The organism is Aminivibrio sp. (assembly GCF_016756745.1).
Classification (GTDB): domain Bacteria; phylum Synergistota; class Synergistia; order Synergistales; family Aminobacteriaceae; genus Aminivibrio.
Window position 1 is genome coordinate 34,104 of the sequence record NZ_JAESIH010000031.1, and the last position, 11,246, is coordinate 45,349.

Genomic DNA, 11,246 nt, shown 5'->3' on the forward strand with positions numbered 1-11,246 from the left:
CGAACCTTGAGGAAGGGGGATCCCTTACATCTCGGGCTCGACGGTTCCGATGAACAGTTTCTTTCCGTCCTTGATCTGCACGATACCCACCGGGCTCTCAGCGTCGTGGGTCTCATTGATGGTCTTGCTGCCGGTGACGCCGGGGAAGTTCTTCGTCTTTGCGAGGGCGTCGCGGATGGCATCGGGTTCGGCGGATCCGGCAACCTTGATGGCGTTGGCGACGAGCATGTAAGAGTCGTAGCCGAGAGCGGCGTTGACGTTGGGGTCCTTTTCAGGGTGAGCCTTCTTCCAGTTCTCGGTGAAGGTTCTGGCGATCGGGCTCATGTCGGTCATGGAAGGATCGTAGGGGAAGGTGGTGTGGATGAAGCCTTCCACGGCGTCTCCGCCGATCTTCACGATCTCGGGGTTGTCCATGGCGTCGCCGCCCATGATCTGGAACTCGGCGCCGAGCTCCCGTGCCTGCTTCATGATGATGGCGCCCTCGGCGAAGTCGGCGGGGATGAAGAGAAGATCAGGCTTCTTGCTGATGATCTCGGTGAGCTGGGCGGTGAAGTCCTGGTCGCCGGAGTTGTACTTCAGTTCGGAGACAATTTCGCCGCCGAGCTTCTTGTAGGACTGCTTGAAGAAACTGGCGAGGCCCACGCAGTAGTCGTTGGCCACGTCCACGAGAAGGGCTGCCTTCTTCAGGTTGAGGTCCTTCATGGCATAGGTAGCGGCACCGGCGCCCTGGAAGGGGTCGATGAAGCAGGCCCTGAAGACGTACTTTTTGCCCTGGGTCACGAGAGGGTTGGTGCAGGAGGTTCCCATCATGGGGATCCCTGCAGCCTCGGCCACTTCGCCGCCCGCCATGGCGAGGGAGGAGCCGTAGGTTCCGATGACCGCGACGACCTTGTCGCGTTCCACCAGACGCTTCACCGCGTTCGCCGCTTCGACCTTGTCTGTCTTGTTGTCCACGACGACGAGTTCCACTTTCTTCCCGAGAAGTTCGGGCAGTTCCTTGTGGGCCATCTGGATGCCCTCGAGCTCGAGCTGGCCGCCGAACGCCGTCCTTCCCGTCAGGGGAAGATACACGCCGATCTTGATGGTATCGGCCGCAAAAGCAGTTCCCGCAAGAACCATAACAAGAATTGCCGCAAGCAGTACGTTACGAAGCTTCATTTGGATATTCCCTCCTCGGATGTGGTTTACATACTTCCCCGGAATTATACACAAAAAAGGCGCCTACAGGAAGAGTGCATTTGCATCTGCGGCAGCGCGAAAAATCATCCCCGCAGGCCGGACGATTGCAGGGATGTCCGTACCCGATCCCGGAGTTCAGCCCTCTTGCCGCCGTTCCAACTCGAGGTCCGGGTGAAATAGCCCGTGATCCTCGTGATGCCGTCCACGTCACGGCTTCCGCACCAGCCGCATTCCGTCCGGAGCCCGCGGCTCACCCGGCCGCAGCTGTTGCAGATGGTGAACTCGGGACTGAAAGCCACTTGGGCGTTCTCCGTGTGACGGAAAATCTTCCGGATAAAGGACGCCAGAGCGTCCGGATCCGGCTTATGCTCCCCCATCCAGAGATGGGTGATGGCTCCGGCGGAAATCATGGGATGGAACCGCCCTTCCCACAGCACCTTGTCCGCCGGGTCCATCCGGACGGAGTAGGGGATATGGCTGCTGTTGGTGTAGTACACCTCGCCGCTGCAGGGATCGCCCTTCACCACCGACGCGGCTTCCGGCCAGTCTTTCAGGTCGAGCTTGGCGAAGCGGTAGGCGGTGCTCTCCGCCGGAGTCTGCTCCAGCACCACGGAAAGCCCCGTGCGCTCCGTGAGGGCTTCGCACTTCAGGTTCATGTACTGGACCGCGGCGAGGGCAAGGCCGAGGGCCTCCTCGGACTCGTGGAGCTGTTTCCCCGTCATCACCTGGACCATCTCATTCACGCCGAGGATGCCGATGAGGTACTTCGCCTTGTCAATCCGGAGATAGGCCTCGCCGTCGTGGTCCATGCAGAGCACTGAGAGGGGCCCCTTCTTCCCCTGGGCAAGGATGCTCCCCAGGAACTCTCTTTTCTGGACGTGAGCCTTTGCCGCGAGTTCCATGTAATGGTCGATCAGATCAAACAGGCTTTCCCTGTCTCCCCCGCTCCGGTAGGCGAGCCGGGGCAGGTTCAGGGTGACGTTCTGCAGGGCGCAGAAGCGGAGCTTCCATGGAGTGCGTGCATCGAGGAGATCCCTGTCGTCGAGCTCGAAGCTCAGGCGGCAGCACTCCGAGAGCTTCACCACGTCCCCGCGGTCGAAGACATAATAGGTGTTCCCCTTTTCCGCTGACAGTTCGCAGGCGAGGGAAAGCATCTCCTCCCACCCCTCCTCGCGGAAGAAATCCTCGGTGATGTGCAGCAGCGGCTTGGGGAAAAAGAAAGGCTGCCCCCGGCTGTCCCCCTCCAGGTAGACCCGGAAGAGGGCCTTCAGGAAGCTCTTCGCCTCGGCGGCATAGTCGCCGTAGGTCTTTCCCGTCTCCACCCCTCCCGGTCCGATGGCGGGCACGTCCCGGAAGTGTTTCGGGATCTCGTAGTAGAGGTTGATGTCCGTGAAGGCGACCTGTCCTCCCCTGCCGCCGGCGAGCTGGTTGAACTCGAAAATGAGCATCTGGGCGAGCTGGTGGATCCGCTCCTCCGGCAGACCGGCGAGATAGGGGGCGAAAAAGGTGTTCACCGCATCCCACCCGATGGCCCCGGCAAAGTTGTTCTGGAGCACCGAAGTCATCTTGAGCAGGTGGGCCAGCAGGACGTCAGGGTGCTTCGCCGGCTTGGAAATGCTCGTGATGGACGGCAGGTTGAGGCCGAACTTCGCCACGTAGGCGACGCTCTGGCCGGAACAGTAGGGCCGGTTTACCATGCCCAGATCATGGAGGTGGATGGTCCCCGACAGGTGGGCTTCCGCCACATCCCTGGAGAAAACCTTCGTAAGGGCGTACTGCTTCAGCGCCAGCTCCGCAATGGAGAGATTGATGGATTCCGGGTTATGGGTGGTGTTGCTGTTCTCCCGGTTGGGGTTCAGCATCATGGTCTCCAGGTCATGGATGGGAATGCCGATCCGGCTGTGGTCCTGGAGCTTGGCGTCCAATCCCCTCTGGAAGAGCTTGACGTTGACAAGCTCCCTGACAAGGGACGTGGTGACCCTGTCCCTTCCCCACCGCAGAAGGTCCGACTCCACCTCGGAGGCGATCTCGCCGGCAAGGCCGGGCTCCACGCCCGCTTCCTTCACCAGCGCGTCCCGGATCCGGGACGGGTGCCAGGACCGAGTTTCCTCGTGGGCAAGGGCGTCCACCATGAGGGCGAGGTCCGTGGACTCGCCCCCCGGGGCAAACATGACCATCTGCCGTCCGGGCATGTCCTGTTCCCTTCCCGGGGAAGGCTCTTCCCTTCCCCGGAGGAACGCCGCCTGTTCGTCAGTCTTCTTCGCCATTTCCGGAAACCTCCTTTTCGCCGATGAGACGGGCAATTTCGTGCTGGAAACTCTGAAGATCCGTGAACTCCCTGTAGACCGAGGCAAACCGGACGTAGGCAACCTGGTTGATCTTCCGGAGGCCTTCCATGACCCTCCGGCCGATCTCCGACACGGGAACCTCGCCGTACCCTTCCGTCTTGAGATCGTCCTCGATCTTCGAGGCCAAGTCTTCTATCTGTTCAAGGGAGACGGGGAGCTTTTCGCAGGCCCTGCTTATGCCCCGGATGATCTTGTCCCGGCCGAAGCTCTCCCTGCTTCCGTCCTTCTTGATCACCCGCAGGGTTCGCTTCTCCTCGGCCTTCTCATAGGTGGTGAAGCGGCTGGAGCACTCGGGACACTCCCTCCGCCGACGGACCACCCGGCCTTCGTCGGCGGTCCGGGTCTCGATGACCCGTGTTTCCATGGCTCCGCAGGATGGACATCTCATGGGCGAACCTCCCTATATGTAGGACATCATTCGGTATGATACCCCAATATGTGGTGTTTTTCCAGAGAGACAAAGAGCCCATTTCCCTGGGTCCCCGTGCCTATGGGCCGTTGTCCACAATGTCACCGGAAGAAACACCGGGGAGAAAAGACGAAAAAAGCCGGGTTTCCCCGGCTTTCAGTTCACTATGACTGGTTGAATTACACAAACCGCTGCGGCAAGGACTATTCGACAAGGGACTGGAGATATTCCTGAACCCTGGCCCTGACCCTTTTCCCGTCGGCGCGACCCCTGACTGCAGCCATAACCTTGCCCATGACCCGGCCCATGTCCTTGGGACCGGTGGCTTTCGCAAGGGCGCCCGCCTCCTCGACGATCTGACCGAGTTCTTCGTCACTGAGCTGTTCCGGAAGATAAGTCTCGATGAACAGAGCCTCTTTCAGTTCCCGGGCTGCACGATCGCCCGCTCCGACGGCCGTGTACTGGTCTGCCGCCTCGCGGCGCTGCTTCACAAGCCGCTGGATCACGGATATGACCTCGTCCTCCGACAGCTCGCCGGCGTGTCCCTTCTCCGTTTTGGCCCGCTGGAACTCCGCCTTGAGCATTCGGAGGGAGGACAGCTCCATCTCCTTCTTCTCTTTCATGGCGGCAAGGAGATCGTCTGAAATCCGTTTCTCGAGATCAATCACCGTGTTCTACCCCCTGGACTTGGTCCGCCTCTTCCGCGCGGCTTCGGCCCGTTTCGTCTTCTTCGCTTCACTGGGCTTCTCGTAGTGCTCTCTCTTGCGCACCTCGCGCAGGGTCCCTACCTTGGAGACCTCGCGTTTGAACCGTCTGAGAGCGTCATCAAGGGATTCGTTTTCTCTCCGAACGACAGTCGTCATACACCATTCCCCCCTTTCTTCGCCACCCGCATCTACCCCGGTGGCCAGCGGAAACTGCGTCCCGCCAACAGGTGAATATGAAGGTGGGGAATCGTCTGCCCGGCCTGTTCGCCGCAATTTACCACCAGCCTGTATCCGCCCGGGGCAAACCCGAGACGGAAGGCCGTCTGCACGGCACAGTCCATGACTTTCGACCACACTTCGGGCTTTCGGACATGGGCCGCTGATTCCACGTGTTCTCTCGGTATGATCAGAAGGTGCAGGGGCGCCTGGGGAGCTATATCCCGGATCGCGATCACATCTTCGTCGCCGTACACTATATCCGCAGGGACCCTTCCCGCCGAAATTTCGCAGAACAGACACTTTCCGTCCAAAAATCCCACCTCACAGTATTTTATACCAGATTTTGGGCCCGCACAATACTCCGGGCCCAAACTCTGACGGCAGCGGAAGGATGTTTTTCCGATAGTGCAGCAAGCCGTGGGCCGGCCCACGGAGGGGCTCCCCCGGACTTCAGTATTCTCAGGAGGGGGACGAGAATCTCCTCTTCATCCCGCTTCAGCAGACGGATGAGGGCAAGGTCGTCCGGAAGGGTGCCCCCCGGCCAGAGAGAAAGGGCCGAGGCAAGTACCCGAGCCGACTGGTGTGAAAGGATTTTCCCCAGGAAGTCCGCCCTGTCCGGGAGGGGGGACATCCACCGGAGAAAGGCCAGGGCCGGCCGTTCAGGCAAGGAAGCCGCCCGGGCGGCGAGAGCTTCGGCCATCTTTCTCCTCCGCTCCTGGGAATAGTCCAAGAGGACCAGGTGTTCAAGCACATCTTCATCCACGGGCCAGAGGCGCACCATTTCAAGGAGGGCGGCAAACACTTCTTCCCCGGGCGCCTTCCGGCCCAGGGCTCCCAGGGCAAGAAGCCGCACTCCGGGGTGAGCCCCGAGGAGGCGCTTCACCAGTTGGGAAACATTTTCGGCACTCTCCCCCGCCCTGGCCCTTTCAAGCAGTCTGGCAACCGAGAGCTCCGCCTCCACCAGGGCCCGTTCCAGGAGGAGTTCCCGGATCCTTCCCGAGCCGTCCCCCTCTTCCTCCGTTTTTCCTGAAGGGGATGAAGTCGCCTTTCCCTTTCTCCACCGGCGGAAGGGGGAGCTGCCCCGTTCCTTCCGGGGTGCAGCCCCCGGAGATTTTTTCCTCTTTTTCAGAGCATCGGCCACTTCTCCCGGACTTGCCGACTTCAGGACGGCGTAGGCAGCGGCAATGGTCTCGAACTTGCCCGCTTCCCCGGGACCGGCCACGTCAGGGTGGAAAGAGAGGGCAAGGCGGCGGAAGGCTGACCGGATTTCTCCGGGATGGGCGCCGGGAGTAATGCCGAGAATTTCAAAGCAGTCCAGTATTTCCATGGGCGCGGCCATTTCAGCGAATCACCCTCTCCATCTCGGCCACCATCTGCTCCAGGAATTCAGCCCCCTCGGGGTAGTACCCCTCGTCCCGGAGGCTCTTCACGGTTCGGAAAAGAAGCTCTCCCCTGGCCTGCTGCGCCGGGGACAGGACCGGGGAGACCATGGCGAACCGCTTTTCGAGGTCGAGAAGATCCTCTGGCTGCGGGTCGAAGGAGGATGCGCCGGAAGATCCGACCTCGAGGGGCGGTATGACTGCGGCGCGCCCGTCCTCCCTGAGGATGTCCATCCGGAGCAGTCCCCCGGAGTCGACGGCAAAGACGAGGGTGATGGACTCTCCTTTTTCTGCGTCAGGAATCCTCACGGTTGAAATGACCCGATTCCGGTCTCCCTGGAAAACACGGAGGATGAACGGACCGCTGCCGACGCTGGTGAATTTTTTTCCCACTCTCGCAGGGAGGTGCATGCCTTTCTCCAGCAGCGGAACAGGAGTTCCGTCGGCGGCGAGTATTCCGAGGTCATCCGACAGCACATCCAGAAGCAGCCGTTCCGTCCCGGCCCGGCTGCCGTACAGGGCGGCCCCGGTGACCACCGCCTCGTCGGGGCACCGGCTGAGGTGTTCAGGCCTGGCCACCCGTTCAGCGAGAAGGGTTCTCAGGAGGGGAATCCGGCTCCCTCCGCCGACGAGAAGGAGTTTCGCCGGCCCGTGCTCATCCCGGAGGGACGCAGCCATGGCGACAACCCGTTCCAGGGACGGACGGACCAGGTCTTCGAACTCCCTTCGGGTGACCGTCACGGAAGAAGCTCCCGGACCCGCCGGAGGGGTCCACTCATGGGAGAGGCAGGCGGAAAGGGCGATCTTGACCTCCTCGGCTTCGGAGAGAAGCATGCGGTGAAGGGGCGAGTCCGCTCCTCCGGGGTTGATCCCGCTCTTTTCGGCCAGAAGCACCGCCAGGGCGGCGTCGAAATCCCGGCCGCCGCAGGAGGGTGTTCCACTGCTCTCGATGACCTGCCAGACTCCGCCGCCGCACTCCACCACCGACAGGTCCACGGTGCCGGCGCCGTAGTCGAGGATGAGAAATCTCCCCGACGAGCCGAAGGCAAGAGCCGCAGCCGTGGGTTCGTTGACGATCCTCAACCGCGAAAAGCCTGCCGAACGGGCGGCCCGGGCCATGGCGGACCGCTCGGCAAAGCTGAAGGAGGCGGGAACGGCAAGGACGCAGGCCTCCACAAAGGTGCCCAGAAAGGCCTCCCCGTCCTCCCGGAGAAGGGTCAATAGCGGAACGAGGGCATCCTCGGCGGAGACGGAGGCCCGGCCGCACCGTCCTTTCCACGGTGTGCCGACCTTGCGCTTCAGGTCCCACCACGTGGTGGAGGGGTGCTTCATTTCCCCCGCCGCCGCAGTCTCTCCGGCCGTCCATCCGTTCCCCGTCCACGCGGTCACCGAGGGAGTGGATCTCTTCCCCCAGCGGTTCGGAACGACCAGGGGTCCCTGTGCGTCGTCGAAAACGGCACACAAGGCGTATCTCGTTCCGAGGTCGATTCCGAGAACGGGACCGTCACCGGAGGAAAACGAACCGACGGTCCTCACGGCGTCCTCTTCCCCCTCAGGGAATCACCGGATATCCGGGTTATCTTCACCTGCACCTCTTCCCCCCGCTCCGCCCTGCCCCCGGCCACCACCCGCAGGAAAGACGGAGTCAGACCCTGGAAGGAGTTTCCCGCCGTTTCCTCGGCGAGGACGGCAACATCGGCCCCCACCCACCGGGAGGCATACCGGACCAGCAGATCATCGGCGGCGGAGAGGGCCTCCCGGGTCCTGCGGAGCACCGTTTCCCGGGGAACCCTGTCGGGATAGGACCATGCCTCAGTCCCTTCCCTTGGGGAGAAGGGGAAGACGTGTACCTTGCCGAACCGGCATTCGTTCATAAGGGAAAGGGTGTCGGCAAAATCGCCGTCGGTCTCGCCGGGGAAGCCCACGAGAACGTCGGTGCTGATGTGAAGATCGTCGCCCAGGAAGCTCCTCGCCTTCTCCGCGAGGGCCAGGAATTCCTCCGGGCCGTAGCCCCGCTTCATCCGGCCCAGCACGGAGCCGCTTCCGCTCTGAAGAGGCAGGTGAAGGTGACGGCAGAACCGGGGTGCGGCCGCCAGGGTTTCCAGGAGTTCATCGTCGAGGCCGAAGGGTTCGAGAGAACCGAAACGGATCCTTCGTATCCCCTCCACGGCGGCGATGCGGCGGACAAGCTCCGCCAGGGAAACGGAGCCGTACTTTCCGTACAGGCCGAGATGGACGCCTGTAAGCACCACCTCGGGGCATCCCGAAGCGGCGATGCGTTCTATTTCGGCGAGGACATCGCCGGGATCCCGGCTTACGGGAAACCCCCGCACGTAGGGGATGGCGCAGTAGGAACAGAAATGGTTGCAGCCGTCCTGGATCTTCACGAAGGCCCGCGTATGGAGCAGCGGCCGGGTGAGGGCAAGATCGTCCCATTCCCTCGACCGCAATACATCGATTCGGTCTTCGGCAAAGGAAGGAGACTCCCCGCCGAGGGCTGCGGCGAGCAAGGCCGGCAGCTCGCCCTTGCGCCTGTTGCCCACAACGACGGAGATGCCCAGGGAAGCGGCTTCCTCCCTGGAGATCTTCTGGGCCCAGCAGCCGCAGACGGCGACAAGGGCGTTCCGGGAAAGCCTCCGGACCCTGCGGACAGCCTGCCGGCATTTCTTGTCCGCCATGGCGGTGACGGTACAGCTCACCAGCACCGCCCCATCGCACTCCTCCGGCGATTTCACGAGCTCCGCGCCGGCATCGGCGAAGGCGTTGGCGAGGGCTTCTCCGTCATAATGGTTGGAGCGGCACCCGAGGGAACAGATCCAGATTTTCCTACCTTCCAGGCCGTTCATCATTCCGTTCAGCGACAACCCCCCACCAATCGTTGATCACCAGTTCGTCCACAATCCGCAGTCCCTGCTCCTCCAAGGCGGCGGAGAACCGTTCCCTCTCCTTCGCCAGGAGACCGGAGAAGATCGCCCGGCCGCCTTCCGCGAGCATCCCCGGAACAGAGGGCAGCATGTCAAGGAGAGGCTCTATGATGATGTTCGCCGTAAGGAGGTTCACAGGCCCTTCCATGCCGTCCAGGAGGTTTCCCTCCTCGAGCTCCACTCTGCCGGGTTCGATACCGTTGAGTTCCAGGTTATGCCGGACCTCGGACAGGACGGCAGGGTCCAGGTCCCTGGCCCGCACCCCGGCTGCCCCCATCTTGACGGCCGCTATGGCGAGGATGCCGGACCCGGTGCCGATGTCGGCCCCCTCGGCTCCCTCCAGGGGGAGTTTTTCCATCAGGGTCAGGACAATCTGGGTGCTCTCGTGGTACCCAGTGCCGAAAGCGGAGCCGGGGTAAATGTACAGGGGCATCCTGCCCTCCGGCTCGGTGCCCTTGTGCCACGGGGCGAGGACCACCAGCTTCTCCCCCACCGGGAGTGGCGGGAAGGCGTCCTTCCAGTCGGTGTTCCACTGCTTGTTCTCTATTTTCCCCATGTCGGCGATTTTTATCTCCGGCCAGGGGCTGAGGGCTTCTTCCAGGCGCTGTACCCAGAACCCCAGATCCTGGGAGGTACGGTAATAGGCCCTGATGAGAACGGAATTGCCTGCCACGCTCTCCTCGGACCCGATGCTTCCCGACATTTCAGCGAGGGAAGCGAGCACTTCCTCACTCCCGGGGCCTCCTTCCAGGGTGACATACCACCAGTAGCTGTCTGTCGTATTCGTCATGGAAAATCTCCTCCGGGAATATGAAGTAAGGGAGGCTTAAGCCTCCCTTAAACAGAAAAAGTGTACCAGATGAGAAGCGATTTTGACAGGGAGGAGGGATGGATATTCCCCGGGACCGTTTTCTCAGGAGTCGAAAAGTTTCCGGAAGAACTTGCCGAATACACCGGAGTCCTCCACTTCAACCTGCATCTCCCTGGCCAGCTCCTCGATGAGGGCCCGCTGCCGGTCGGTCAGCTTCTTGGGCACGTCCACCACTACATGGACATGAAGGTCTCCCGTTCCCCTGGCCCCACGGAGCCGGGGCATTCCTTTTCCCCTGAGGGTAAACACCTTTCCCGGCTGGGTTCCGGCAGGAACGGAAAGATTCTCCGGTTCACCCGAGAGCACCGGGACCGGCACGGTACAGCCCAGAGCCGCTTGGGGGAAGGTGAGGACCAGCCTGGTGTGCAGATCCGCGCCGTCCCTCCTGAAATCGGGGTGTTCCGCCACCGTTACCACCAGGAAGAGGTCGCCGGAGGACCCGCCGTTGGTCCCGGGCTCCCCTTCTCCGGCAACACGCAGCCGTGTTCCCGTATCCACCCCGGCGGGGATTTTTACCTCCACCCTGCGGGTCTTCCTGGTTCGCCCGGTACCGCCGCAGGACGGACATTTTTCCTTTACCACCCTGCCTGCGCCGTTGCACCGGGGACAGGTGTTCACCGTCACGAACTGGCCGAAGGGCGTATGTTGTTTCGTCTCCACCTGACCCCTGCCTCCGCAGGACGGACAGGTCTCGGGAGAGGTTCCGGGCTTCGCGCCGGAACCTCCGCACTCCCCGCAGGGCTCCCACCGGGGGATCTGGAACTCCCTGGTCACGCCGGCAGCTGCTTCCAGAAGGGTGACCTCCGTTTCCATCTCGAGGTCGGCTCCCCTCCGCGGGGCGTTGGGGTTGGCCCTTCTCCGGCCTCCCGCCCCCCCGAAGAAATTGTCGAAAATATCGCCGAATATGTCGCCCACGCCCCCGCCGAAGCCGTCGAAGGGGCTTCCGCCGGGCATGTTGTCCATGGTGCCGAACTGGTCGTACTGGGCGCGCTTCTGGGTGTCGCTCAGGATTTCGTAAGCCTGGTTGATCTTCTTGAAATGCTCTTCCGCTTCCTTGTTTCCCGGGTTGGCGTCGGGATGGTACTTCCGCACCAGCTGCCTGTACGCCTTCTTTATCTCAGCCGCCGAGGCGTCCCGCGAAACCCCGAGTACCCGGTACAGATCGTCGGTCTCTCCCCGGCCGTACATCTTCGGTCACTCCTACGCCTGG

11 protein-coding genes are annotated in these 11,246 nt (G+C 62.3%); all 11 read right to left on the minus strand.

Features of this window, described 5'->3' with window-relative positions:
- Positions 1-24: 24 nt before the first annotated feature.
- Complete coding sequence (locus JMJ95_RS03500) at positions 25-1,158, minus strand: ABC transporter substrate-binding protein (RefSeq protein WP_290682691.1); 1,134 nt, start codon at positions 1,156-1,158, stop codon at positions 25-27.
- Positions 1,159-1,262: 104 nt separating this feature from the next.
- On the minus strand, positions 1,263-3,371 hold the full coding sequence (gene nrdD / locus JMJ95_RS03505; RefSeq protein ID WP_290682713.1) for an anaerobic ribonucleoside-triphosphate reductase: 2,109 nt from the start codon (positions 3,369-3,371) through the stop codon (positions 1,263-1,265).
- Between the two features lie 58 nt (positions 3,372-3,429).
- On the minus strand, positions 3,430-3,915 hold the full coding sequence (gene nrdR / locus JMJ95_RS03510) for a transcriptional regulator NrdR (protein WP_290682693.1): 486 nt from the start codon (positions 3,913-3,915) through the stop codon (positions 3,430-3,432).
- A 224-nt stretch (positions 3,916-4,139) separates the two neighbouring features.
- Entirely contained in the window at positions 4,140-4,604 is a 465-nt protein-coding gene (locus JMJ95_RS03515; RefSeq protein WP_290682695.1) for a GatB/YqeY domain-containing protein, read from the minus strand.
- Positions 4,605-4,610: 6 nt separating this feature from the next.
- A complete protein-coding gene (gene rpsU, locus JMJ95_RS03520; RefSeq protein WP_133955639.1) occupies positions 4,611-4,799 on the minus strand; it encodes a 30S ribosomal protein S21 in 189 nt (62 codons plus the stop codon).
- 32 nt (positions 4,800-4,831) lie between these two features.
- Positions 4,832-5,173: an HIT domain-containing protein gene (locus tag JMJ95_RS03525; protein WP_290682699.1), complete on the minus strand. Its 342-nt coding sequence runs from the start codon at positions 5,171-5,173 to the stop codon at positions 4,832-4,834.
- Positions 5,174-5,193: 20 nt separating this feature from the next.
- Positions 5,194-6,201 (minus strand): DnaJ domain-containing protein, encoded by a 1,008-nt coding sequence (locus JMJ95_RS03530; protein ID WP_290682701.1) that lies wholly within the window; start codon positions 6,199-6,201, stop codon positions 5,194-5,196.
- A 1-nt stretch (position 6,202) separates the two neighbouring features.
- Entirely contained in the window at positions 6,203-7,777 is a 1,575-nt protein-coding gene (locus tag JMJ95_RS03535) for an Hsp70 family protein (protein ID WP_290682703.1), read from the minus strand.
- Positions 7,774-9,090: a tRNA (N(6)-L-threonylcarbamoyladenosine(37)-C(2))-methylthiotransferase MtaB gene (gene mtaB, locus JMJ95_RS03540; RefSeq protein WP_290682705.1), complete on the minus strand. Its 1,317-nt coding sequence runs from the start codon at positions 9,088-9,090 to the stop codon at positions 7,774-7,776. The genes JMJ95_RS03535 and mtaB overlap by 4 nt, the downstream gene beginning before the upstream one ends.
- A complete protein-coding gene (locus tag JMJ95_RS03545) occupies positions 9,068-9,955 on the minus strand; it encodes a 50S ribosomal protein L11 methyltransferase (RefSeq protein WP_290682707.1) in 888 nt (295 codons plus the stop codon). Before JMJ95_RS03545 ends, mtaB begins: the two co-directional genes overlap by 23 nt.
- Positions 9,956-10,078: 123 nt before the next feature.
- Positions 10,079-11,224 carry a molecular chaperone DnaJ gene (dnaJ, locus tag JMJ95_RS03550; RefSeq protein WP_290682709.1) on the minus strand — a complete coding sequence of 382 codons (1,146 nt, stop codon included), beginning with the start codon at positions 11,222-11,224 and terminating at the stop codon, positions 10,079-10,081.
- Positions 11,225-11,246 lie beyond the last annotated feature (22 nt).